The organism is Azospirillum formosense, from assembly GCF_040500525.1.
GTDB classification, from domain to species: Bacteria; Pseudomonadota; Alphaproteobacteria; order Azospirillales; family Azospirillaceae; genus Azospirillum; species Azospirillum formosense_A.
Genome location: NZ_CP159402.1, coordinates 1,475,563 through 1,499,078, shown reverse-complemented (window position 1 = coordinate 1,499,078; position 23,516 = coordinate 1,475,563). Strand labels below are relative to the sequence as shown.

Sequence of the window (23,516 nt, the reverse complement as noted above, 5' to 3'; positions counted from 1 at the left end):
TCCCATGCCGCACATTCTCGACACTCTCCGCGACCGCGTCCTGCTCTGCGACGGCGGGTTCGGCAGCCGCATCCAGGCGCTCGATCTCGACGTCGAGAAGGATTACTGGGGGCACGAGAACTGCACCGACATCCTGCCGCTCTCGCGCCCGGACATCGTGCGGGAGATCCACCGCGGCTATTTCGAGGCCGGCGCGGACATGGTGGAGACGGACACCTTCGGCGCTTCCCCGGTGACGCTGGGCGAGTTCGGCATCTCCGAGAAGGCGTTCGAGATCAACCAGCGCGCCGTCGAGCTGGCGCGCGAGGCGGCGGAGACCTTCACGGACGGACAGCCGCGCTTCGTCATCGGCTCGGTCGGGCCGGGCACCAAGCTGCCCAGCCTGGGCCACATCCCCTATCAGGACCTTGAGGACAGCTTCTTCGTGCAGGCGGCCGGCCTGATCGCCGGCGGCGCCGACGCCATCCTGGTCGAGACCTGCCAGGACCCGCTGCAGATCAAGGCCGCCGTCAACGGCATCAAGCGCGCCCGCGCCGAGGCGGGAAGCGACACGCCGGTCTTCGTCCAGGTGACGGTGGAGACCACGGGCACGCTGCTGGTCGGCACCGACATCGCGGCGGCGGCCACGGTGATCCAGGCGCTGGACGTGCCGCTGATGGGCCTCAACTGCGCCACCGGCCCGCTGGAGATGAGCGAGCATGTGAAGTGGCTGACCCAGAACTGGCCGGGCCTCGTCTCCGTGCAGCCGAACGCCGGCCTGCCCGAGCTGGTCGACGGCAAGACCCACTACCCGCTGCGCGCCGACGACTTCGCCCATTGGCTGGAGCGCTTCGTGACCGAGGACGGGGTGAATCTCGTCGGCGGCTGCTGCGGCACCAACGTCCCGCACATCGCGGCGGCCAACCAGATGCTGCGCAAGCTGGCCCCGGCCGGTTCGCACCGCCCGAACCCGAAGGGCCGCACAGTCCATTGGGTGCCCGCGGTCGCCTCGCTCTACTCCCAGGTCACGCTGCGCCAGGAGAACGCCTTCTTCGCCATCGGCGAGCGCTGCAACGCCAACGGCTCCAAGAAGTGGCGCGAGCTTCAGGAGAAGAACGACTGGGACGGCTGCGTCGAGATGGCGCGCGAGCAGGTGAAGGAGGGCTCGCACACGCTGGACGTCTGCACCGCCTTCGTCGGGCGCGACGAGGTGGCGGAGATGAAGGCCGTCGTGCAGCGCTTCGCCGGCTCGGTCACCGCCCCGCTGGTCATCGACTCCACCGAATACATCGTGCTGGAGAAGGCGCTGGCGCTTTACGGCGGCAAGGCCATCCTCAACTCCATCAACTTCGAGGACGGCGAGGAGCCGGCGCGCAAGCGCCTCGCGCTCGCCAAGAAGTTCGGCGCGGCGGTCATCGCCCTGACCATCGACGAGGAGGGCATGGCGAAGACGTCGGAGCGCAAGCTCGCCATCGCCAAGCGCCTCTACGATCTCGCGGTCAACGAGTTCGGCCTGCCGGCCCACGACCTGCTGTTCGATCCGCTGACCTTCACCATCGCCACCGGCAACGAGGACGACCGCAAGCTGGCCATCTGGACGCTGGAGGGCATCGAGGCGATCAGCCGCGAGATGCCCGGCTGCCAGATCATCCTGGGCCTGTCCAACGTCTCCTTCGGCCTGAACGCGGCGGCCCGCCACGTCCTGAACTCGGTCTTCCTCGACCATGCGGTGAAGCGCGGCATGACCGGTGCCATCGTGCATGTGTCGAAGATCATGCCGCTGCACCAGATTCCCGAGAAGGAGGTCAAGACCGCCGAGGATCTGATCTTCGACCGCCGCGCGGAAGGGTACGACCCGCTGCAGGCCTTCATCGCACTGTTCGAGGGCCGCAAGGCCGCGGACGCCAAGAAGAAGGCCCGCGCCGAGACCGTCGAGGAGCGGCTGAAGGAGCGCATCGTCGACGGCGACCGCACCGGGCTGGAGGACGATCTCGCCGAGGCGATGAAGACCCACCCGCCGCTGGAGATCATCAACACCTACCTGCTCGACGGCATGAAGGTGGTGGGCGAGCTGTTCGGCGCCGGCAAGATGCAGCTTCCCTTCGTGCTCCAGTCCGCGGAGACCATGAAGGCCGCCGTGGCGTGGCTGGAGCCGCACATGGAGAAGCTGGACGGCCAGCAGAAGGGCACCATGGTGCTGGCCACCGTGAAGGGCGACGTCCACGACATCGGCAAGAACCTCGTCGACATCATCCTGACCAACAACGGCTACAAGGTCGTCAACCTCGGCATCAAGCAGCCGGTCGGCGCGATCATCCAGGCGGCGAAGGAGCACAAGGCCGACGCCGTCGGCATGTCCGGCCTGCTGGTGAAGTCCACCGTCGTCATGCGCGAGAATCTGGAGGAGATGACCCGCGAGGGGCTGGACGTCCCCGTCCTGCTCGGCGGCGCCGCGCTGACCCGCGCCTATGTGGAGACGGACTGCGTGGCCTCCTACGGCTCGGGCCGCGTGGCCTATGCCGGCGACGCCTTCGACGGGTTGACCCTGATGGATCAGGTGGTGGGCGGCAGCTTCGACCAGCAGCTCGCCATCCAGCAGGCCAAGCGTGCGGGGCGGGCGGTCAACCGCCGCCGCGTGCTCGGGCAGGCGACCAGCGCCGCCGTCGGCCCGGTGGACAAGGACGCCGCCCGCGCCCGCCGCGCCCGTCTGGGCGAGGGCGTGCCGGTGCCGACGCCGCCCTTCTGGGGGCCGAAGGTCATCGAGCATGTGCCGCTGAAGACGCTGGTGACCTACCTGAACGAGCGCATGCTCTACCAGCTCCAGTGGGGCTACCGGAAGGACGGCAAGTCCTTCGAGGAGTTCAAGGAGTGGGCGAAGAAGGAGCTTCGTCCGGTGCTCGACCGCATCCTCCAGATCGCCGCGAAGGAGGAGATCCTGCGGCCCCAGGCGGTCTACGGCTACTGGAAGGCGGCGGCCGACGGCGACGACGTCATCCTCTTCGCCGAGGACGGGACCAGCGAGGTCGCCCGCTTCACCCTGCCGCGTCAGGCCAAGGAGGACGGCGAGTGCATCGCCGACTTCCTGCGCGACGTGAACGACGGCGAGCGCGACGTGCTGGGACTGCAGATCGTCACCATGGGCCAGCATTGCGCCGAGGTGGCGCGGGAGTGGTTCGCCGAGAACCGCTATCAGGATTATCTCTACCTGCACGGCCTGTCGGTGGAGATGACCGAGGCGATGGCGGAATACGTCCACGCCCGTATCCGCGCCGAGCTGGGCTACGGCGCCGAGGACAGCCGCGACAAGGAGAAGCTGCTGCAGCAGGCCTACCGCGGCAGCCGCTACAGCTTCGGCTACCCGGCCTGCCCGAACCTCGCCGACCAGGAGCAGCTTCTGACGCTCCTCGACGCCGGGCGGATCGGCGTGGAGATGTCCGACGAGCACCAGCTCCACCCGGAGCAGAGCACGTCGGCCATCGTCCTGCACCACCCGCGGGCGAAGTATTTCAGCGTCTGACCCGGGGCGCCTGAACCGGGGCGCCTGAACCGGGACATTGCCTCCTTTCCCGTGTCGCACGGGAAAGGAGGCCTTTTACGTTCGGCTCGAACCGGCGCCGCGGACCCTCCAAGCCGGTTCCCAAAGCGTGGCGGCATCGCTTATCCTTGGGGGCATGAACCATTCGCCCGCCCCGCTTTGCCTGCACCGGGAAACCGTCCGCCCGGAGTGGATCGACTACAACGGCCACATGAACGTGGCCTATTACCTGCTCGCCTTCGATCACGCGACCGACGCCGTGCTCGACCATTTCGGGATCGGCAAGGACTACGCGGAGGGCGAGGGGCGGTCGATGTTCGCGGTGGAGGCGCACCTGACCTACGCCCGCGAGGTGACGGAGGGCGACGGGCTGACCTTCGCCTCCCTGGTCCTGGGCGCGGACGCCAAACGGCTGCATCTGTTCCACGAGATGCGCCATGAGGAGGACGGATTCCTCGCCGCCACGGCCGAGTTCGTCCTGCTTCATGTCGATCTGGCGGAGCGCCGGTCGGTGCCGCTGGCTCCGGAAACCGCGGAGCGGCTGACACGCATCGCGGCCGAGCACGCCGCTCTGCCCGTCCCGCCGCAGGCCGGGCGTTCGGTCGGGCTGCGGACGCCGAAGGGGGCGTGACGGTAAGTCGCTGCCCGCCGCCGCCTTTTGTTGCGCCGGACCCTTTGTTATTCGGTCCCTGCGACACTATCTGTTGGCGCATGAAGACGACAATTTTCGCCGCCTTCGCGGTACTTTCCACCTTCCTGGGCACCGCCCTGGTCCCCTCCGCCGCATTGGCCGAATGCACCGACCCGGCGCAGCCGAAGGTGAACTGGCGCCGCTGCTATTTCGACGGGCGCGATCTGTCGTCTGTGAAGCTGGCCGGGGCGATGCTGCGCGACGCCACTTTCCAGCGGGCCACGCTGAAGGACGCCGACCTGTCGGAGACCGACGGCTATCGCGCGAAGTTCTTCAGCGCCACCATGCCGGGGGTGAAACTGGACGGCGCCCGCCTGATCGAGGCCGATTTCACGCGGGCCGATCTGACCGGGGCCTCCTTCAAGGAAACGGACCTGCGCAACGCGAAGCTGGTGAACGCGATCCTGCACAACGCCAACTTCACCGGCGCGCGGCTTGGCGGGGCGGACCTGCGGCATGCCGATCTGTCGGGCGCCACCTGGATCGACGGTACGACGGTCTGCGCCGAGAAATCCTTGGGCCAGTGCAACTGAGCAGCCAGCAAGTAAATTTCAAACAGATCGTAATATAATTACCTTACCGGAAAGTCGCTTGCCCGTCTCTTTCCCGCTGCGGTAGCTTTTTTTTCAAAGCGCGGTGGAAAGGCGGGCAGGATGGCGGGCGATCAGGATTTCGAGACGGCGCGGATTCTCGCGGACCGCGCCATGGAACGGATCGCCGCGCACGGGCTTTTGCCGAACCCGGAAAACTTCACCCTCTGGTACGCCTATTTCGGCGGGCAGCATCCGGAGCTGACGCGGGCCATCGAACTGGCCCAGCGCGATGGGGCCTTGCTGTCGCAAGGCCATTGCGACGAGCTGTACAAGCGCTTCTTCACGCTGGACGCCGAAGCGCAGGCCATCCGCGAGACGTCGGAGCGGGCGCGGGTCGCCTTGGGTCGCATCCTTGAGCAGTTGGGAAGCGTCGGATCGGAAACCGATCGCTACGGGCAGACGCTGGCCGGCTTCCGCGGAGAGCTGGACCAGCCGATGAGCCTGGCCGAGCTGCGCGCCATGGTGGCGGCCATCGCGGCGGAAACGACCGCCATCGTCGACCGCCAGACCCGCCTGCAGAGCCAGCTCCTCGAATCCAGCCAGCAATTGGCCGAACTGCGGGTCGTGTTGGATTCCGCGCGGCGGGAGGCGATGACCGACGGGCTGACCGGCATCGCCAACCGGCGGGGCTTCGATCTGGCGCTGGCCTCTGCCGCGGAGGAGGCGATGCAGTCCGGCATGCCGATGACCCTGCTGATGGTGGACATCGACCATTTCAAACGCTTCAACGACGTGCACGGCCATCTCGTCGGCGACCATGTGTTGAAGCTGGTTGCCAAGGTGCTGACCGAGGGGGTGAAGGGCCGCGACACCGTCGCCCGCTATGGCGGGGAGGAGTTCAGCGTCATCCTGCCTCACACGGCCCTTGCCAACGCGGTCAAGGTGGCCGAGCAGCTCCGCGCCTCCGTGGGGTCGCGTCAGATCATCAACCGGACGCGCAACGCCAATTACGGGTCGGTGTCCCTGTCGGTCGGCGCCGCGGAGTATCGCCCCGCCGAGGATCTGCTGGCCCTGCTGCGCCGCGCCGACGAGGCGCTCTACACCGCCAAGCGCGGCGGACGCAACCGGGTCTGCGCGGAGGCGACGGTGGCGGGCTGACCGCCGCCCGTCAATCCTTGCCGGTCAGGCGCCGGACCGCGGCGCCGGCCTCGTCCGCCAGCCGCGCCATCAGCTCCGCCGCCGTCTGCCGCCGCGCGAGACGGACGCCTTGTCCGGCCCACAGCGACAGGAACTCCGCCCGGCCCTGCCCGGCGGCGGCGGTGCGCATCGGGCGGGTCAGCGTGTTCTGGAGGGGGAAGGGAAGGGCGTCGCCGTCGGCGATGTCCTCCATGACGCGGTTGACGATCCCGCGCGCCGGTCGGCCCGAGAAGGCGCGGGTGACGCGTGTCTGGGTCTCGCTGGCGTCGAGGATCGCCTGCTTGTGCGCCTCGGGGATGCCGGCCTCCGCACAGGTCAGGAAGGCCGTGCCCATTTGCACCCCGGCGGCGCCCAGAGCCAGCGCCGCCGCGATGCCGCGCCCGTCCATGATGCCGCCCGACGCCAGCACCGGCAGGTTCACCGCGTCCACCACCTGCGGGACGAGCGCCATGGTGCCGACCAGACCGGCGGCGAAGTCCACCTCGCCCGGACCCGTCGCGAAGCTGCCGCGGTGTCCGCCGGCCTCGGCCCCCTGGGCGACCACGGCGTCCATGCCGGCCCGTTCCAGCGCAACCGCCTCCTCGACGCTGGTCGCCGTGCCAATCAGGAGCATGCCGCGCGCCTTGATGGCGGCCAGCGCGTCGGCGGGCGGGATGCCGAAGGTGAAGCTGAAGGCCGACGCCCCGCAGTCCAGCGCCGCCGCCAGCTGGGCGGCGAAGCCGTCGGCTCCCAGGACCGGCGTTCCGGGAGCGGGCAGGCCGAGATCGGCGTGGTAGCGCGCGATGGCGGCGACCGCCGCCTCCATCCGCCCGGCGCCCGGTGCTTCGGGCGCGGGCAGGGGGGCGAACAGGTTGATGCCGAAGGGGTGGGAGGTGCGGGTGCGGATCGCCCGCGCCCGTTCGGCGATCTGGTCCGGGGACAGATAGGCCGCCCCGATGAAGCCGATTCCGCCGGCCTCGCCCACCGCGGCGACGAGGTCCGCCGTGTCGGCGCCCCCGGCCATCGGGGCCTGGACGACGGGGTGGGACAGGCCCAGGCGCTGGGTCAAGGTGGTGTGAACCGGCATCGCGCCGCCCTCCGCTTTCGGTGATCCGCGGAGGGAGGCTAGGGCAGTCCGGCCATCGTGAAAAATGATTTGTTCAGATGGGACGGATCATGTCCGGTGATGGGTGCCTCGGAGATCGGCACCGACCTGGGCTCAGGCGGCGCGCAGCCACACCGCCGTGTCGTGGAAGGCCGCGCCGCCCGCCGGCGGGATCGGCTCGGGCGAGGTCAGGGTGTTGATTCCGATCCCCTCCACGAAGGCGCTGTTCGGCCAGATGCCTTCCACGATCACCACGCCGCGCGGCACCCCGGCGAAGGGCTTGGCGTGGACGACGACGCTGCCCAGCCCGTTGCCGAGGCGCACGGCGTCGCCGTCGGCCAGGGCGAGGTCGGCCGCGTCCTCCGGATGGATCAGGACGGTGGGGCGGCCTTCGCGGCGCTGGGCGGTCACCGTCTCGGTGAAGCTGGAGTTGAGGAACTGCCGCGCCGGAGCGGTGACCAAGCGGAAGGGATGCTCCGCGTCGGCCGGGCGGCCCGGCGCCATGTGGTCAGGAAGCTCCGGCAACTGGCCGGCGCCGTAGGGGCCGAGCGCCGCCCAGTCGGGCGCGAAGCGGAACCGCCCGTCCGGGAAGGCGAAGCCGTTCAGGAAATGCGAGGTCTCGAAATCCGGCTGGGCGTCGATCCAACGCTGTTCCGTCAGGGTGGCGGCGTCGGTCAGGCCGGAGGTCTTCAGCATGGAATCGATGATCTCCAACGCGCTCATGCCGAATCCCGGATGCTCGGCGCCGACGCGGCGGGCCAGCTCGGAAATCACCCGGTGGTTCTCGCGCGAGTCGAACTGCGGCTCGATCACCTTGCGGCCGATCAGGATGTGCATCTGCCCGCCGCCGCGGTAGAGGTCGTCATGCTCCAGGAAGGTGGTGGCTGGGATGACGATGTCGGCCAGCTGCGCCGTGTCGGTCATGAACTGCTCGTGCACCGCCACGAACAGGTCGTCGCGCAGGAAGCCGCGGCGCACGCGGGCGCTGTCCGGACAGATCGCCGCCGGATTGGTGTTCTGGATCAGCATGGCGGTGACCGGGGGACCGCTGGAGATGTCCTCCCCGGTCAGCACCGCGCCGATTCGCGACTGGTCGAAGCCGCGCACGGTGGTGTCCAGCCGGTCCAGCCCCTCCGACAGGGTACGGTCGATGCTGTAGATGCCGGAGGAACAGTAGAGCGCCCCGCCGCCCTTGTGCGCCCAGGCGCCGGTGACCACCGGCAGGCAGGACACGGCGTGCATCTGCGCCGCCCCGTTGTGGGCGCGCGTCAGCCCGTAGCCCAGCCGCAGATAGCTGCGCTTGGTGGTGCCGTAGAGGCGGGCGAAGTCGACGATCTCCTCCACCGTCAGGCCGGTGATCGCCGCCGCCCATTCGGGCGTGCGGGTGGCGAGATGCGCTTCGAACCGGTCCGCCCCGGCGGCGTAGCGGTCGAGGTAGGCGCGGTCGGCCAGCCCCTCGCGGAACAGCACATGCATCACCGCGCAGGCCAGCGCGCCGTCGGTGCCGGGGCGCAGCATCAGGTGGAGGTCCGACACCTCCGCCGTGCCGGTGCGGTAGGGGTCGATGGTGACCAGTTTCGCCCCGCGGCCCTTGCGGGCGCGGCTGACGTGGGTCATCACGTTGACCTGGGTCGCCACCGGGTTGCCGCCCCAGTTCACGATCAGGTCGCTGTCGGCCATCTCGCGCGGGTCGGCGCCGCGGATGTCGCCGTGGCCGGCCAGCCAGCCCATGTTGGCCGGGGTGTCGCAGACCGTGCTGATCTGCCGGGAATAGCCCTTCGCGTGGCGCAGCCGCTGGATGCCGCCGCGCTGCACCAGCCCCATCGTGCCGGCGTAGAAATAGGGCCAGACGGCTTCCGCGCCATGGACGCGCTCGGCGTCCAGAAAGGCGTCGGCGATCCGGTCCAGCGCCTCGTCCCAGCCGATCTCCGCCCATTGGCCGGACCCTTTGGGGCCGGTGCGCCGCAAGGGGGTCTTCAGCCGGTCGGGGGAATGGACGCGCTCCGCGTAGCGGCTGACCTTCGCGCAGATGACGCCGGCCGTGTAGCTGTTGGCGGCGGCCCCGCGGACCTTGCCGATGCGGTCCGGCGCGACCCGCTCGACTTCGAGGGCGCAGGTGCTCGGGCAATCGTGCGGGCAGGCGGTCGGCAGGAAGACGGAGTTCACGGAAGGGCGCCTCGGCGGGGAAAGAGCGGTGGTCAGCTTATGTCCGGCGTTCGGCTTTCCGCAACCGGTCAGGATTGTTTAAGGACTGCCATCAGATTTCAATATTGCAGCCCTATCCTTGTGGAGGCGCGTCCAGAAAAGATGTATGTTTCCGGAAAAATGCTCGCATAAGGACGTCAATGCGTCGGCGCGAGCACGGGACGACACAGCAAGGGGAAGCCGTATGATCGCGATTGTTGCCGAAGGCGCCCGGCGCACGCCGAGGGCCGGGGTGTTCGCCGGCCTGATCGGAGCCTTGGTCGGAGCCGTTGCCGGCATGGCCGCTCCGGGGATCGCCACGGCGCGGGCGGACGGCGTCAAGCTCGGCTATGTGGAGTTCCCGCCCTACACCCAGACCGACGGCGGGACCGCGAAGGGAAGCCTGATCGAAGCCTTCGACAAGGCGGCCAAGGCGGCCGGCATCGCCTACACCGCCGAATCGGCCCCGGCCCGCCGCCTCTTCTCCGGCATTGCGGACGGGGAGTTCAACATTTTCCTGGGCATCCGCACGGTCAAGGAGTTCGACGGCTCCACGCTGGTCAGCGCCGCCCCCATCGCCCGGATCGAACTGAACGCCTACGGCATCGGCGAAGCCCCGGCGGTGAAGGCGAAGGAGGATCTGTCGGGCAAGGCGGTCATCGCGCTGAACGGCTATTCCTACGGCGGCTGGCGCGCCTGGATGGAGGACCCGGCCAACAAGGTGCAGCTGGTCGATGCGCGCACCGCCGATCAGGCGTTGCAGCTTCTCCAGGCCGGGCGGGCGCCGACGCTGCTGCAATACTCGCTGCCGATGCAGCAGGCGCTGGGCGGGAAGACGCTCGCCGACCTGAAGGCCACGCCGGTCCAGAGCCTGGACGTCTACATCGTGGTGTCGAAGAAGACCCCCGACGCCGCGGCGGTCCTGGCGAAGCTCGAAGCCGGGTTCAAGGCGACCCAATAGTGCCGAGGCGGGCGCCGACCGTTCGGCAACCGATTGTTCAGCAAGAGAAAAGGGCGGATCATGACGGTCAGCGGCTCGGCGGGCGGATTTCAGAACGGCGAAGATCAAGGTGGCGGTCTGGGGCTGCGCCTGCGGGCGTTGCTGCTGATCGGCGGCGTTCTGCTGGTCTATCAGGTGCTGGCCATCGCCTGGGGGGTGCACGGCTCGGCCAGTCAGGCGAAGGAGACGCTGGCGGCGCGCGCCGACATGGTGGCGTCGCTGCAGGCCCGCGCGGCGGCGATTCCGCTCTACGATTTCGACACCGAGCAGGTGCGCGAGGTCGCCAAGGCGCCATCCTCCGACCCCGACTTCCTCGGCGCCCAGGTGCGCGACGACAAGGCCAGGGTGGTCGCCGAAGTGGGCGACACGAAGTCCGCGAAAGGCTTCATCGAGGTGGTGAAACCCATCGTCGGCGGGCAGGCGGGGCAGCGCAAGACCATCGGTGAGTTCGTCCTGCGCCTGCGCACCGACCGGGTGGAGGCGCGGGTGACCGCCGACGCGGCGACCCAGGTCGCCGTCGGGGTGGTCGCCTTCCTCGCCATCATGGCGGCGCTCTATCTGGTCGTCTCGGCCATCACGCGACCTCTGATGCAGATCACCGCCATGGTCGGGCGGCTGGCCCAGGGCGACTACGCGGTCGCCGTGCCGGCTCTGGACCGCCGCGACGAGATGGGCGCCATGGCCCGCACCATCGACATGCTGCGCCAGAACGCCCAGCATCGCCAGCAGCTCGAAGCCGAGAAGCTCGCCCGGCAGGCGGAGGAGGCGCAGCGGGGCGAGCGGCTGACCCGTCTTGCCGCCGCCTTCGACCGCTCGGTGCAGGCGACGGTCGGCGAGGCCTCCACCGCCGCCTCGCAGATGAAGGGCAGCGCCGGCAGCATGCTGGAGAGCGCGCTGCGCGCCGACCATTGCAACGCCTCGGTGGCCGGCGCCGCCGACGAGACCAGCCGCACCGTCCAGACCGCCAGCGCGGCGGCCGAGCAGCTCACCCAGTCGATCCGCAGCATTGCGGAGAGCGTGAAGCAGTCGGTCGCCATGTCCGCCCAGGCCATCGACCGCGCCGACGCCAGCCGCAAGACGGTGGAGGCGCTGGCCGCTGGCGCCGCCAAGATCGGCGAGATCACCAGCCTCATCACCTCCATTGCCGGGCAGACCAACCTGCTGGCGCTCAACGCGACCATCGAGGCCGCGCGCGCCGGGGAGGCCGGCAAGGGCTTCGCGGTGGTGGCGAGCGAAGTGAAGAACCTCGCCAGCCAGACCGCCAAGGCGACGGAGGAGATCGCCACCCAGATCGGCGCCATCCAGTCGGTGACCCAGGAAACGGTGTCCGCCATCGGCGCCATCACCGAGACCATCGGCCAGCTCAGCCAGCGTTCGGCGGAGATCGCCGCCTCGGTTCAGGAACAGTTGGCGGCGACCGGCGAGATCGCCGAGAAGGTCCGCACCGTGGCCGGCGAGGCCGACACGGTGACCCGCAGCATCGCCGTCGCCTCCGGCGCCTCGTCGGAGGTGGCGACGGCGGCCCGCCAGTCGGTGGAGGTCGCCCAGACCCTCCAGGCGCGCTTCGTCGATCTGCGCGACGAGGTGCAGAAGTTCCTGGCCTCGATCAAGGCGGCGTAAACGTCCTTGGGACGACACGCAACCTGCCTGCGGTGGGCGCGCATGCCCGCCGCGGGCAAGTTGCGTTTCCGGATTTCGCCTCGCCGCACTAGGATGCCGCTCCCGAACGGCGAGGATGAAATGGACGACGGATTGAAGTGCCCGAAATGCAATTCCGAGCATGTCTATCAGGACGGCATGCTGTGGATCTGCCCCGAATGCGCCCATGAATGGAACCCGCAGGCCGAAGGCGGCGCGGGTGCGGACGCGGCGGCGGATCAGGGGGTGCGGGACGCCAACGGGAACGCGCTGAGCGACGGCGACGCGGTGACGGTCATCAAGGACCTGAAGGTCAAGGGCTCGTCCCTGGTCGTCAAGGGCGGCACCAAGGTGAAGAACATCCGTCTGGTCGACGGGGCCGACGGCCACAACATCGCCTGCAAGATCGACGGCATCGGCGCGATGAACCTGAAGTCGGAATTCGTCAAGAAGGCGTGACGGCGCCCCGGCGTCCCCGAAAAGAGAAAACCCCTCGCCGGAGCGCTTCGGCGAGGGGTTTTCCTTGAGGGCCTTCGCCCGGGGATGAGGGATTACATCATCCCCAGAGCGCGCGGCAGCCAGGTGGAGATGATCGGCACGTAGGTGATCAGCACCAGGAAGCCCAGCATCGCCAGCAGCCACGGCCAGACGGCCACGGTCAGTTCGGTGATGCCCATCTTGGTGATGCCCGACGCGACGTAGAGGTTCAGGCCCACCGGGGGGTGGCACATGCCGACCTCCATGTTCACGACCATCATGATGCCGAAATGGACCGGATCGATGCCCAGCTTGATGGCGACCGGGAACAGGATCGGCGCCATGATCAGCACGATCGACGACGGCTCCATGAAGTTGCCGGCCATCAGCAGGAGGATGTTCGTCACCAGAAGGAAGGCGATCACGCCGAGCCCCTGGCCGACGATCCAGTCGGCGATCGCCTGCGGGATGTTCTCCGACGTCAGCACGAACGAGAACAGCACCGCGTTCGTGATGATGTAGAGCAGCATCGCCGACATGCTGGCCGAGGACAGCAGAACCTTCGGCACGCCGCGCAGCGGCATGTCCTTGTAGACGAAGACCGCGATGATGAAGGCGTAGACGGCGCTCATCGCCGCGGCCTCGGTCGGCGTGAAGACGCCGGAGTAGATGCCGCCGATGACGATGACGATCAGCAGCAGGCCCCAGATCGCCTCGCGCAGGGCCTTCAGCCGCTGGGCCAGGCTGGCCTTGGGCAGGCGCGGGTAGCCGAACTTGCGCGCGCGATACCAGGTGACGCCGCCCAGCACGAAGGCCAGCATCAGGCCGGGAATGACGCCCGCCATGAAGAGCTGGCCGACCGAGGCGGCGTGCGGGCTGCCGCTGGTGGCGACCGAGTACATCACCATCACGATGGACGGCGGGATCAGGATGCCCAGCGCGCCCGAGGTGGTGATGACGCCGGCGCCGAACTGCTTCGGGAAGCCCTGGGCGACCATCGCCGGAAGCACGATGGAGCCGATGGCCACCACCGTCGCCGGGCTGGAGCCGGACACCGCCGCGAACAGGGCGCAGCCCATCACGCCGGCGAGGCCAAGGCCGCCGTGCCAGTGACCGACCATCGCCGTGGCGAAGTTGATCATGCGCCGGGCCACGCCGCCGTGCGTCAGGAAGTTGCCGGCCAGGATAAAGAACGGGATCGCCATGATCTCGAACTTCTCGATGCCGGTGAACAGCTTCAGCGCCACGGCCTCGATCGGCACGTTGGTCATGGTGAAGAGGAAGGTCAGAACCGTCAGGCCGAGCGAGATCGAGATCGGCATGCCGGTGAGCATCAGGACCAGCAGGAGGCCGAAGATGATGGCGGCGTTCATCGGTCGTTCTCCTTCGGTCCCTTAGCGGCGGTAGGGCCGGAATCCGGGCCGTTGCCGGGCTTGCGGCCCTCGTGATGGGCGATGTCGTGCGGGTGCAGGTTGTCGTCCATCTCGAACCAGTTGACGTCCTGCGCGGCGCGCTGCGGGTCGGTGGTGTCCTCCTCCAGACCCTCGACATGGCCGTGGTCGTGGTGCGGCAGCTCGCCGGTGCGCAGGAAGTTCACCATCACCTGGAGGAAGCGGAAGCACATCAGGTAGGAGCCGACCGGGATCGCCAGATAGATGATCCACATCGGCCATTCCAGGTCCGCCGAGACCTGTTCGGTGTCCGACATGTGCCAGACGAAGGTGGAGCCCATGGTGCCGACCACGCCGGTGAACAAAGCTCCCGCCAGCAGGCCGAACACGATGAACTTCGACCGCATCGGGCCGGACAGCTTGTTGATGAGCACGTCCACACCCACATGGATGCCGGTGCGGACACCGTAGGCGGCGCCGAACTTCGCCATCCAGACGAACATGTAGATGCACAGCTCCTGCGCCCAGGCCAGATTCCAATGCAGGATGTAGTCCTGGATGACGGGGATGCCGGACGCATAACGGTGGACGACGGCAACGAAGATGATCGTCGTCGCCGCGGCCATCAGGAAGGCGATAAGAATCTCCTCCAGATGGTCTAGGATTTTCATGGGCATGGTGGCTCCGCGCGCAGGAGGAAGCGCCCGCGTCGAGTGAGCGGGCGCTTGCCGAAGGCCGTGCGTTGGTCTTGCTTGATTGGATCGGGCGGCCGGGCCGCCCGATCAGACGCTCTTGGTTACTCGCCGCTCTTAATTACTCGCACTTGGCGGCGTCGGTCTCGGTCTTGATGCTCGCCAGCAGTTCCTTGCCGACGCGCGACGCCATGTCCTCGTGGACCGGCAGCATCGCCTGGCGCCACGACGCGCGCTCTTCCTTGGTCAGCTCGTAGAACTTGGTCTTGCCGGCGGCCTTCATCGCCTCCAGCGCCTTGTCGTTCTCTTCCTGGGCGATGTTGTTGGCGTACTCGGTCGCCTCCTTCATCGCGCCGTCGAGCTGGGTGCGGACGTCGCCCGGCAGGCCGTCCCAGAACTTCTTGTTCACGATGACCGCGTAGCCCAGATAGCCGTGGTCGGAGAGCGTGGCGTGGCTCTGCACCTCGTGCATCTTCTGGGTGTACATGTTGGACGGCGGGTTCTCGGTGCCGTCGACGACGCCGGTCTGCAGCGCCTGGTAGACCTCGGAGAAGGCCATCACCTGCGGCAGGGCGCCGAGCGCGCGCATCTGCGCGTCCAGCACCTTCGACGACTGGATGCGCATCTTGAGGCCCTTGAAGTCCGCCGTGGCGTGCAGCGGCTTGTTGGCGCTCATGATCTTGAAGCCGTTGTCCCAATAGGCCAGACCGGTGATGCCCTTGTTCTCCAGCTTCTGGAACAGCTGCTTGCCGATCGGGCCGGTGGTGACCTTCACCAGGGCGGTCTTGCAGGGGAAGATGTAGGGCAGGTCGAAGATCTCGAATTCCTTGGCGCCCAGCGGCCCGAACTTGGCCAGCGACGGGGCCAGCATCTGCACGGCGCCGAGCTGCAGGGCCTCCAGCTCCTCCTTATCCTTGTAGAGCTGGCTGTTCGGGTAGACCTCGACCTTCACCTTGCCGCCGGTGCGCTGCTCGGCCAGCTGCTTGAACTTCTCGGCGCCCTTGCCCTTCGGGGTCTCCGGGGCGACGACGTGGCTGAACTTGATGACGATCGGCTCCTGCGCGGTGGCGGCGGTGGCGGCCATCAGGCAGCCGGCGGCGACAGTGGCGCACAGCAGCGAAACGAACTTCATAGGGGTCATCCTCCACTTGTTGTTGGTCAGACTGATGGTCCGGCCTTTGATATTCTTTCATTGTTCGATAATTTCTCCCCCGACGCTATTGTGGAAATCCGTAGCTGTGATCCTGACGCGTTGGTTGCCGTGGCGATACCTCTCCCCCCAATGACCGGCGGCGCGGCCAGCGCCGCCCATGGCCTCGGCCAGCGTAGCCCGGTGCAGGCCATGCCCATCGTGGCGATGGCGCTGGTCGTCCTTCTGTTCGGCGTTTTCCTGTGGGTGCTCCACCGCAGCGAGCGGGAGGAGGAGACGCTCACCCTCATCAAGGACGTCCTGTGGGTGGAGCAGAATCTCCATTTCCAGCTCACGTCCGACGAGGAGAAGCTGCAGCATCTCGCCGAATCGTTGGGGCGCGAGGACAGCAGCCCGGTGAACTACCCGGTGATGGCGCGCCACATCGTGACGGTGAATCCGGCGATCCAGCGCGTGGTGCGGCTGGACACGCAGGGCCGGCCGGTGCGGTCGGAGCCGCCGGTGGACGACGGCCCGGCGCTGGACGACGCCTTCGGCCCCAGCCCGCGCGCCGACGCCTTCCTGATCGCCCGTTCGTCGGGCCGCCGGGCCTATTCGGCGCCCTACCGGCTGGGGGCCGCGGACACCGCCTTCGAGATCGTCATCCCCATCTTCCGCGGGGAGGAGTTCGCGGGCGCGCTCGCCGGCGTGCTGTCGATCGACGCCCTGCTGACCCATCACGTGCCCTGGTGGTTCGCCCAGCGTTACCAGCTGGAAGTCATCGACCCCTATGGGGCGGTGTTGGGGACGAAGTCGCGCATCGCCATGCCGGAGCCGAGGCGCAGCCACGTCGTGCCCTTCGATCCGCCGGGGCACGGTCTGGCCCTGGTCGCCACGCTGCATCAGCTGTCCGGCAACCTCGGCCGCAACATCCTGATCGCCGCCATCTTCGCGCTGACCGTCTCGGCCTTGTGGAGCCTGTGGGCGGTGCGCCGCCACATCGCCCGGCGCATCCGGGCGGAGGAGGCTCTGCGCGCCGAGCACGCCTTCCGCAAGGCGATGGAGGACAGCCTGACGGTGGGCATGCGCGCCCGCGACTTGGATGGGCGCATCATCTATGTGAATCCGGCCTTCTGCCGCATGGTCGGCTGGTCGGCGGAGGAACTGGTGGGGGCCGGGCCGGTCATGCCCTATTGGCTGCCCGAGGATCTCGTCCACACCGAGGAGGTCTTCCGCGCCGTTCTGGCCGGCAACGCGCCGGCCAACGGTTTCGAGCTGCGCTTCCGAAGGGCCAATGGCGAGCGGTTCGACGCGCTGATCTACGAAGCTCCGCTGATCGACGCCAAGGGGCGGCACACCGGCTGGATGGGCTCCGTCCTCGACATCACCGAGCGCAAGCGGGCGGAGGAGCTGGCCCGCCAGCAGCAGGAGCGGCTGCAGCAGACCGCCCGGCTCATCACCATGGGCGAGATGGCCTCCACCCTGGCGCATGAGCTGAACCAGCCGCTGTCGGCCATCGCCAGCTACTGCACCGGTTGCCTGAACCGCCTCCAGGCCGGCAGCGTCCGGCCGGAGGAGCTGGCGACGGCGCTGGAGAAGCTGTCCGGGCAGGCCAAGCGGGCCGGCCAGATCATCCGCCGGATCCACGACTTCGTGCGCAAGAGCGAGCCGAACGTCGCCCCCTGCTGTCTGGCGCGGGTGCTGGAGGACTGCGTGGCGCTGATGGAGGCCGACGCCCGCCAGCAGGGGGTGAAGCTGGTTCTGGAGATGGGGCGCGGCCTGCCGACGGTGATGGCCGACCGCATCCTGCTGCAGCAGGTGGTGGTGAACCTGATGCGCAACGGCATCGAGGCGATGGCGGCGACGCGGCGCGACCGCCGCCGGCTGAGCGTGACGGTGCAGGCGCAGGATGGCGCCGTCCTGACGCGCATTCAGGACCGCGGCTGTGGCATTTCGCCCGAAAATGCGGAAAAACTGTTTTCTCCCTTTTTCACCACCAAAACCGAGGGCATGGGCATGGGCCTGAACATCTGCCGGTCCATCATCGAGCACCACCAGGGACGCCTGTGGTTCGAGCCCGCGCCGGACGGCGGCACCATGTTCCTCTTCTCCCTGCCGGTCCTCTCCGAACCATCGGCGACCGGCGCCCCAGACGGGAGAGCCGCCGATGTGTGAGCCGAAGCTGCACATCGTCGACGACGACGAGGCGATTCGCGACGCCATGGGCTGGCTGTTCCAGTCGCGCAACGTGCCGGTGGCCTCCTGGCCGTCGGCGGAGGCGTTCCTCGCCGATTACGATCCCGCCATGGCCGGCTGCCTTCTGCTGGACATCCGCATGGAGGGGATGAGCGGGCTGGAGCTGTTCGATAGGCTGACCGCCATGGGCTGCCGGATGCCGGTGCTGTTCCTGACCGGCCATGGCGACGTTCCCATCGCCGTGTCGGCCTTGAAGAAGGGGGCCCGCGACTTCGTGGAGAAGCCCTTCAACGACAACGACCTCGTCGACCGGGTGATCGACGCTCTCGCCTTCGACGCCGGGGAGCGGGCGCGTCAGGCCGGGCAGGCCGGCGTGGCCGCCCGGCTGGCGACCCTGACCCAGCGCGAACGGCAGGTGATGGGGCTGGTGGTGGCGGGCAAGCTGAACAAGGTCATCGCCGACGAGCTGGGGATCAGCATGCGGACCGTCGAGGTTCACCGCGCCCATGTCTTCGAGAAGATGGGGGTCAAGACGGCGGTGGAACTCGCCCGCATTCTCGCGGCGGTGGGCTGAGCGCAGGGGGACGGACAACCGGCGGGCTTGACAGAAGGGCGGATGCGCGCGACCCATTGGGGTGGGAAGCGCGCCGTCTTTCCCGTTCCAGTCCCGACGCCATTCCGTTTCCGCAAACGGTCGGAGAGTGCCTTGCGACTGCCCTCGTCGACGCTTGGTCTGGGGCTCGCCGCCATCGCCCCTCTGCTGCTGTTCCTGGCGGTGGTGGTCTGGATTCTGGACCTCCGGCAGCAGGACGTGCTGGAGGCTGAACTGGCGGCGCAGGCGCGGTCCGTCATGGTCGCCATCGACCGGGAGCTGGAGAGCAAGGCCCGGCCTCTGGAGCTTCTCGCCGCCTTGAGCCGCAAAACGGTGAACGACCTCGCCCTGCTGAAGTCGGAGGCGGGGGAGGCCGTGCGCAGCCAGCCGGGCTGGCTGGCGCTGGGGTTGGTGACGGTGGAGGACATGTCCTTCCTGTTCCATACGCAGTACCCGCTGGGCGCCGCCCTGCCGCCGCCGCGCCTGGACGAGGTGACCCGGCAGGTGGCCGCCACCCGGCGGACGGTGTTCGGCGGTGTCCTCCCTCCCGGCGGGCCGCCGGGGCGTCCGGCGCTGATCGTCCGCGCGCCGGTCCTCGATCCGGATGACCCGGAGGGTGCGTCGATCCGCCATGTGCTGTCGCTGGCGGTCGGGCTGGACGGGCTCGACGCCGTGCTGCGCGGGTCCGGAATCCCCGCGGCCTGGACGGTGTCGGTCGTCGACCCCGCCATGAACATCGCCGCGCGGTCCCACGACCCGGAACGGCATGTCGGCCAAAGGGTCAGGGACCTGATGGTGCCCCGGCTGACGGGGAAGAATCCGGGGCTGTTTTCGGCGACGACGCGGGAGGGGCATGAGGCGCTGGTTCTCGTTCACCGGTCGCAACAAACCGGCTGGTCGATCATCGTGGCCGTCCCGTTCGAGCAGATCAGCAGCCAGTTGAACCGGACGCGCACCACCATCCTGGCCGGTGCGGCGGGCGCCGGTCTGGCGACCCTGGTGCTGTCGCTGGTGGTGACGCGCCACGTCCGCCGGCGCCGCCACGCCGAACGCGAGGCCCGCGTCGCCCGCGAGGCCATGCTCGCGGAGCAGCGCCGCCGGCTGGAGGCTGAAAAGGAGCATGCCGAGGCGGCCAATCTGGCCAAATCCGATTTCCTGGCCAACATGAGCCACGAACTGCGCACCCCGCTGAACGCGATCATCGGCTTCAGCGAGGCGCTGCTGTCCGGACTGTTCGGCCCCAGCCCGCCGAAGCACCAGGATTACATCTCCAGCATCCATGCCTCCGGCCAGCATCTGCTGTCGCTGGTCAACGACGTGCTGGACATGGCGAAGGTGGAGGCGGGGCGGCTGGAACTCTACCCGGAGCCGGTGCCGGTCGCCGTTCTGCTGGGCGAATGCCTGGAGTTGATGGAGGCGCTGGCCGTCCAGAAGGGCGTGCGGCTGGAGGGAGCGCCGGTCGAGCCCGGCCTGACGGTGATGGCCGACGCCGTCCGTCTGCGGCAGGCGGTCCTCAACCTGCTGTCCAACGCCATCAAATTCACCCCGGCGGGGGGGCGCGTGCGCGCGGACGCGATGCGTGACGAGGGGGGCTGCGTGGTCCTGACCGTCGCCGACACCGGCATCGGCATGTCGCCGGAGGACATCCAGATCGCGCTGGAGCCCTTCCGCCAGGTGAACAGCTACATGACCAAGGCCCATTCCGGCACCGGGCTGGGGCTGCCGCTCGCCAAGCGCTTCATCGAGGCCCATGGCGGGCGGCTGGACCTATGCAGCGCCCCCGGGGAGGGAACGGTGGTGCGCATCGTTCTGCCCGGCGCGCCGCCGCCCAGCCCGATGACCGGACCGGGCGCCGTCGTGTTGCTCAAGGCCGATTGATAAGGCCCAGCGGTGGCCGGTCAGGCCGCCACGCGCTTCAGGCGGGCTTCCATGTTGTCGAGGCCGTCCGTCAGTTCCGCCGCCGTCTGGTCGGCAATCGCCCGCGCGAAGGGCCAGGCGTCGTCCGTGGCGATGCGCGCCGCCTCGACGCGGGCGGACAGCCGGTTGTGCTGGCCGCGCAGGGCGTCCAGCGTGCGCTCCAACTCGACCCGGCTCATGCCCTCGTGACCCTCAAGACCGAACCGCTCCACCTGCGACCGCAACCGGTCCAGCCGGTCGGCGGTCGCCTGGAGCAGGGTACGGCATTTGGTGTCGTGGGCGTGCCGGTTGCGGCGGCTCATCTCTCGCTCCTCCGTTCGGATCGCTCGGGGACCCTTGGACCGGATGTCCGGCCGGTCTTCCAGCGTGGCGCCGCGCGCTGGACACCCGCTTTCAAAAGCGTGTGCATTGCACAAATACACGGCGGCGGCGCCTGAATAAGAAATCCATCCGGTTGCCTTTCATAGACATATGAAAAGCAATTCCAGTTCCAAAGGACTTGATTTTTTGTGTGTCCTGTCCAGTCGGGAGCGTTCCATGCCGCTCCGAATGCTTCGGATTTCTTGAATCCGGTAGGACTCTTTCTGCACGATCGCTCCCGCCCCGTCAAGCGGGCCAGGAGTGTAAGTCTATGGCGATTTGTCGCAGCCGAATGGAAGGGGGGTGTTTCCATCGAGCGGGAGAAAGCGGTGCGAAAAGACCATTTTCTTCCGAAATAGCGCGAGCATGCCCTGGATTAAAAACCGCTCAACGGCGGTCAGGCGGCCGTCGCTGCTTTTGCCCTGTCGGGCGCAACTGAGGATTCCCGGTGCAGCGACTTGGTGGGGTGGGGAAGGGCGAGGCCCGTCACTCCGCCGCGACGCCGTAGGGAAACGCGTCGGCGTTGGCCGGTTCCGGGAGGGCAACCGGTTGCTGCACCACGGCATGGTTCGGGGCGGATTGTCCGGGGCAGGACGGGCACTGGTTCGCGCAGTGGCTCTGCACCATGTCCCGCATCATTGGAACGCATTTGCCGCACTGGACCTGACGCTCGTAATGCCGGAAGACGGAAGCCGGGGTGCGGGCGCCGTTCTCCAGCGCCTTGGTAACCTGCTTGTCGTTCAGCGCGTGGCAAATGCAGACGTACATGGGCCCCCGGCAGCGGTGCGTGTTGTGCGGTCGTGCTCGGGCCAATGTGCTGCGACTGAGAATGATTGTCAATTGATCTGAATCATGACGGCCAAATTTGAGCGGATTGCGACGGAATGTCACAGCCCTGGCGAACGGGGGATGCGGCTACCTCCGTGGTCGATGCCTTTCTTCAAGCGGCGGGAGGATGCGGTGCTGCGAAATGGGTGGCTGCCGGTGGTTGGAGCCACCGTCCTTTGGGCCGGCGGTGCCGCGGCGGAGGTGGGCATGCGCGCGCTGGCCTTTCCCGACCCGGCGGACGGCGGGACCGCCCGCGCGGTGGTCTGGTACCCCACGGACGCGCCGGAAACGCCGGTGCGGCGTGGCCCCTTCGTGTTCCGGGTGGCGGAGGGCGCTCCGGTGGCCGAGGGGCGCCACCCGCTGGTGGTCCTGTCCCATGGGGCGGGGGGAAGCGCCTTCGGCCACGCCGACACCGCCATGGCGCTGGCCCGGCGGGGGTATGTGGTCGTGGCGGTGCATCATCGGGGCAACGCCTTCGACGACGACCGTGACGCCGGCACGGAGCGGATGTGGCGCAAGCGCCCGGCCCAGCTTTCGGCCGCGCTCGATCACGTTCTGGCCGATCCGGGTCTGGCCGGCCGGCTCGACGGTGAACGCGTCGGCGCCTTCGGCTTTTCCGCTGGCGGATACACGGTTCTGGTGGCGGCCGGAGGAGTGGCGGAGCTGGGGCGCATCGCCGACCATTGCCGGACCCCGCCGGCCGGCGAGCGCTTCTGCCATCTCGGGAACGAGGAGACGCAGGCCCGCGTCGAGGCGCGCGACCCACGCATCCGTGCCGCCGTCCTGGCGGCGCCGGTCGGCGTTCCTTTCTCCAAGGATGGCCTCGCCGGAGTGACGATCCCCATCCGCCTCTACCGGGCGGAGCGGGACGAGCAGATCGCCGCCGCCCAGGTCGAGGGGGTGCGCGACCGCCTGCCGACGCCGCCCGCGTATGAGGTGGTGCGCGACGCCGGTCACTTCTCCTTCCTGATGCCGGTGCCGGTGGACATCGCGGCGGAGGTCGGGCCGCCCGCTCAGGACCCCCCGGGCTTCGACCGCGCGGCCTTTCACGAGCGGCTCAACACGGAGATCGCCGATTTCTTCGACCGCGCTCTTGCAATCGAACGCCAGGGGCGCTAGCCCCTCGGCATGAGCGATTCATCCGACACTTCGTCCGCCCGTCCACTCCCGGCGCACACGCCCCTGGGGCAGACCGTCTATCTGGCGCCCGAAGGCTTCGTACCGGATCTCGTGGCCGAACTGGGCGACGTGGCGGCGGTGGAGGACCGGCTGGTCTTCGCCGACGGGCCGGCGCGTCCCGCCGCCTGGGCGCAGAACATCTGGCATGACCCGGTGCGGATCGAGTTCGCCTCGATCAAGGAGGGGGCGCGGGCCCTGCGCTCCATCCAGCGCAACTGGGCGCTCTGGACGCTGCGCCATCACCGGCGGGCCAGCCTGATCCAGGAGAACCTGCCGCACGTCTCGGCCAAGCCGGTGGTCTTCCCGTCGCCGCTGCCGACGGCGCCGCTGGGCTCTTGGACGCTGCTGGACGAGAACACCATCGTCGCGGCGGCGCGCTGCTCCAGCCCCTACCGTCACGGCGAGGTCGCCTTCGTCGAGAACCGGACGGTCCCGCCCAACCGCGCCTATCTGAAACTGTGGGAAGCGCTGACCCTGTTCGGCGAACAGCCGGGGCCGGGCGACCGCTGCATCGACCTCGGCGCTTGCCCCGGCGGCTGGAGCTGGGTGCTGCACGAGCTGGGCGCCAGCGTGGTCAGCGTCGACAAGGCGCCGCTCGACCCGGCCATCGCCGCCCTGCCGCGCATCGAGTTCCGCCAAGAGAGCGCCTTCGGCCTGAAGCCCCAGGACGTCGGGCCGGTGGATTGGCTGTGCTGCGACGTGATCTGCTACCCCACGCGCCTGCTGCGGCTGGTGAACCAGTGGATGGAGAGCGGGCTGGCCAAGCGCTTCATCTGCACGCTGAAGTTCCAGGCCGAGACGGACCACGAGACGGCCCGCGCCTTCGCCGCGATCCCCGGCGGGCGGGTGCTGCACCTGCACCACAACAAGCACGAGCTGACCTGGATGTGGCCGGCGGCTCCCGTCTGAGCGCC

General features: G+C 68.6%; 19 protein-coding genes. 12 read left to right on the top strand and 7 right to left on the bottom strand.

From position 1 onward, the window contains the following. The first annotated feature begins 4 nt into the window (after nt 1–4). From metH to ABVN73_RS07155, 4 genes are all read left to right on the top strand, one after another. Nucleotides 5–3,496, top strand: a complete 3,492-nt coding sequence (gene metH / locus ABVN73_RS07170) for a methionine synthase (protein ID WP_353857405.1) — start codon at nt 5–7, stop codon at nt 3,494–3,496. A 154-nt stretch (nt 3,497–3,650) separates the two neighbouring features. Further along, nucleotides 3,651–4,145 carry a thioesterase family protein gene (locus tag ABVN73_RS07165; RefSeq protein WP_353857404.1) on the top strand — a complete coding sequence of 165 codons (495 nt, stop codon included), beginning with the start codon at nt 3,651–3,653 and terminating at the stop codon, nt 4,143–4,145. An 80-nt stretch (nt 4,146–4,225) separates the two neighbouring features. Continuing rightward, on the top strand, nt 4,226–4,738 hold the full coding sequence (locus tag ABVN73_RS07160; protein ID WP_353857403.1) for a pentapeptide repeat-containing protein: 513 nt from the start codon (nt 4,226–4,228) through the stop codon (nt 4,736–4,738). A gap of 120 nt (nt 4,739–4,858) precedes the next feature. After that, nucleotides 4,859–5,896, top strand: coding sequence for a GGDEF domain-containing protein (locus tag ABVN73_RS07155; RefSeq protein ID WP_353857402.1), 1,038 nt, complete (start codon nt 4,859–4,861; stop codon nt 5,894–5,896). A 10-nt stretch (nt 5,897–5,906) separates the two neighbouring features. Here ABVN73_RS07155 and ABVN73_RS07150 read toward each other — a convergent pair whose 3' ends face one another. Beyond that, a complete protein-coding gene (locus ABVN73_RS07150) occupies nt 5,907–7,001 on the bottom strand; it encodes a nitronate monooxygenase (protein ID WP_353857401.1) in 1,095 nt (364 codons plus the stop codon). A gap of 132 nt (nt 7,002–7,133) precedes the next feature. Then, nucleotides 7,134–9,185 (bottom strand): molybdopterin oxidoreductase family protein, encoded by a 2,052-nt coding sequence (locus ABVN73_RS07145; RefSeq protein ID WP_353857400.1) that lies wholly within the window; start codon nt 9,183–9,185, stop codon nt 7,134–7,136. A gap of 223 nt (nt 9,186–9,408) precedes the next feature. On the opposite strand from ABVN73_RS07145, the gene ABVN73_RS07140 reads away from it, so the two are divergent. From ABVN73_RS07140 to ABVN73_RS07130, 3 genes are all read left to right on the top strand, one after another. Further along, nucleotides 9,409–10,164 carry a transporter substrate-binding domain-containing protein gene (locus ABVN73_RS07140; protein ID WP_353857399.1) on the top strand — a complete coding sequence of 252 codons (756 nt, stop codon included), beginning with the start codon at nt 9,409–9,411 and terminating at the stop codon, nt 10,162–10,164. 60 nt (nt 10,165–10,224) lie between these two features. Then, nucleotides 10,225–11,823 carry a methyl-accepting chemotaxis protein gene (locus tag ABVN73_RS07135; protein ID WP_353857398.1) on the top strand — a complete coding sequence of 533 codons (1,599 nt, stop codon included), beginning with the start codon at nt 10,225–10,227 and terminating at the stop codon, nt 11,821–11,823. Between the two features lie 120 nt (nt 11,824–11,943). After that, nucleotides 11,944–12,300 carry a zinc ribbon domain-containing protein YjdM gene (locus ABVN73_RS07130; protein ID WP_038527454.1) on the top strand — a complete coding sequence of 119 codons (357 nt, stop codon included), beginning with the start codon at nt 11,944–11,946 and terminating at the stop codon, nt 12,298–12,300. A gap of 92 nt (nt 12,301–12,392) precedes the next feature. Here ABVN73_RS07130 and ABVN73_RS07125 read toward each other — a convergent pair whose 3' ends face one another. The 3 genes from ABVN73_RS07125 to ABVN73_RS07115 all read right to left on the bottom strand — a co-directional run bounded on the left by ABVN73_RS07125 (nt 12,393) and on the right by ABVN73_RS07115 (nt 15,533). Then, nucleotides 12,393–13,691, bottom strand: a complete 1,299-nt coding sequence (locus tag ABVN73_RS07125) for a TRAP transporter large permease subunit (RefSeq protein WP_353857397.1) — start codon at nt 13,689–13,691, stop codon at nt 12,393–12,395. After that, entirely contained in the window at nt 13,688–14,386 is a 699-nt protein-coding gene (locus ABVN73_RS07120; RefSeq protein ID WP_353857396.1) for a TRAP transporter small permease, read from the bottom strand. Before ABVN73_RS07120 ends, ABVN73_RS07125 begins: the two co-directional genes overlap by 4 nt. Before the next feature lie 136 nt (nt 14,387–14,522). Beyond that, nucleotides 14,523–15,533, bottom strand: a complete 1,011-nt coding sequence (locus ABVN73_RS07115) for a TRAP transporter substrate-binding protein (RefSeq protein WP_137138770.1) — start codon at nt 15,531–15,533, stop codon at nt 14,523–14,525. A gap of 150 nt (nt 15,534–15,683) precedes the next feature. On the opposite strand from ABVN73_RS07115, the gene ABVN73_RS07110 reads away from it, so the two are divergent. From ABVN73_RS07110 to ABVN73_RS07100, 3 genes are all read left to right on the top strand, one after another. Further along, the gene (locus tag ABVN73_RS07110; RefSeq protein WP_353857395.1) at nt 15,684–17,705 is read left to right on the top strand and encodes a PAS domain S-box protein; all 2,022 of its coding nucleotides are present in this window, start codon (nt 15,684–15,686) and stop codon (nt 17,703–17,705) included. After that, the gene (locus ABVN73_RS07105) at nt 17,698–18,300 is read left to right on the top strand and encodes a response regulator (protein ID WP_353857394.1); all 603 of its coding nucleotides are present in this window, start codon (nt 17,698–17,700) and stop codon (nt 18,298–18,300) included. Before ABVN73_RS07110 ends, ABVN73_RS07105 begins: the two co-directional genes overlap by 8 nt. A gap of 132 nt (nt 18,301–18,432) precedes the next feature. After that, on the top strand, nt 18,433–20,196 hold the full coding sequence (locus ABVN73_RS07100; RefSeq protein WP_353857393.1) for a sensor histidine kinase: 1,764 nt from the start codon (nt 18,433–18,435) through the stop codon (nt 20,194–20,196). Between the two features lie 20 nt (nt 20,197–20,216). On the opposite strand, the gene ABVN73_RS07095 is transcribed toward ABVN73_RS07100, so the two are convergent. Beyond that, nucleotides 20,217–20,537, bottom strand: coding sequence for a hypothetical protein (locus ABVN73_RS07095; RefSeq protein ID WP_353857392.1), 321 nt, complete (start codon nt 20,535–20,537; stop codon nt 20,217–20,219). Between the two features lie 544 nt (nt 20,538–21,081). After that, nucleotides 21,082–21,363 carry a (2Fe-2S)-binding protein gene (locus tag ABVN73_RS07090; protein WP_353857391.1) on the bottom strand — a complete coding sequence of 94 codons (282 nt, stop codon included), beginning with the start codon at nt 21,361–21,363 and terminating at the stop codon, nt 21,082–21,084. 192 nt (nt 21,364–21,555) lie between these two features. On the opposite strand from ABVN73_RS07090, the gene ABVN73_RS07085 reads away from it, so the two are divergent. Together ABVN73_RS07085 and ABVN73_RS07080 are read left to right on the top strand one after the other, a co-directional pair. Next, nucleotides 21,556–22,542, top strand: coding sequence for a dienelactone hydrolase family protein (locus tag ABVN73_RS07085; protein ID WP_353857390.1), 987 nt, complete (start codon nt 21,556–21,558; stop codon nt 22,540–22,542). 9 nt (nt 22,543–22,551) lie between these two features. Beyond that, on the top strand, nt 22,552–23,511 hold the full coding sequence (locus ABVN73_RS07080; RefSeq protein ID WP_353857389.1) for an SAM-dependent methyltransferase: 960 nt from the start codon (nt 22,552–22,554) through the stop codon (nt 23,509–23,511). Nucleotides 23,512–23,516 lie beyond the last annotated feature (5 nt).

Excerpts from the sequence above, each read along its gene's own strand:
- ABVN73_RS07080 (WP_353857389.1), top strand. The coding sequence starts at position 22,552 with ATGAGCGATTCATCCGACACTTCGTCCGCCCGTCCACTCCCGGCGCAC.
- ABVN73_RS07120 (WP_353857396.1), bottom strand. The coding sequence starts at position 14,386 with ATGCCCATGAAAATCCTAGACCATCTGGAGGAGATTCTTATCGCCTTC.
- ABVN73_RS07165 (WP_353857404.1), top strand. The coding sequence starts at position 3,651 with ATGAACCATTCGCCCGCCCCGCTTTGCCTGCACCGGGAAACCGTCCGC.
- ABVN73_RS07135 (WP_353857398.1), top strand. The coding sequence starts at position 10,225 with ATGACGGTCAGCGGCTCGGCGGGCGGATTTCAGAACGGCGAAGATCAA.
- ABVN73_RS07150 (WP_353857401.1), bottom strand. The coding sequence starts at position 7,001 with ATGCCGGTTCACACCACCTTGACCCAGCGCCTGGGCCTGTCCCACCCC.
- ABVN73_RS07130 (WP_038527454.1), top strand. The coding sequence starts at position 11,944 with ATGGACGACGGATTGAAGTGCCCGAAATGCAATTCCGAGCATGTCTAT.
- ABVN73_RS07110 (WP_353857395.1), top strand. The coding sequence starts at position 15,684 with ATGACCGGCGGCGCGGCCAGCGCCGCCCATGGCCTCGGCCAGCGTAGC.
- ABVN73_RS07140 (WP_353857399.1), top strand. The coding sequence starts at position 9,409 with ATGATCGCGATTGTTGCCGAAGGCGCCCGGCGCACGCCGAGGGCCGGG.
- ABVN73_RS07095 (WP_353857392.1), bottom strand. The coding sequence starts at position 20,537 with ATGAGCCGCCGCAACCGGCACGCCCACGACACCAAATGCCGTACCCTG.
- ABVN73_RS07115 (WP_137138770.1), bottom strand. The coding sequence starts at position 15,533 with ATGAAGTTCGTTTCGCTGCTGTGCGCCACTGTCGCCGCCGGCTGCCTG.
- ABVN73_RS07160 (WP_353857403.1), top strand. The coding sequence starts at position 4,226 with ATGAAGACGACAATTTTCGCCGCCTTCGCGGTACTTTCCACCTTCCTG.
- ABVN73_RS07090 (WP_353857391.1), bottom strand. The coding sequence starts at position 21,363 with ATGTACGTCTGCATTTGCCACGCGCTGAACGACAAGCAGGTTACCAAG.
- metH (WP_353857405.1), top strand. The coding sequence starts at position 5 with ATGCCGCACATTCTCGACACTCTCCGCGACCGCGTCCTGCTCTGCGAC.
- ABVN73_RS07125 (WP_353857397.1), bottom strand. The coding sequence starts at position 13,691 with ATGAACGCCGCCATCATCTTCGGCCTCCTGCTGGTCCTGATGCTCACC.
- ABVN73_RS07105 (WP_353857394.1), top strand. The coding sequence starts at position 17,698 with ATGTGTGAGCCGAAGCTGCACATCGTCGACGACGACGAGGCGATTCGC.
- ABVN73_RS07155 (WP_353857402.1), top strand. The coding sequence starts at position 4,859 with ATGGCGGGCGATCAGGATTTCGAGACGGCGCGGATTCTCGCGGACCGC.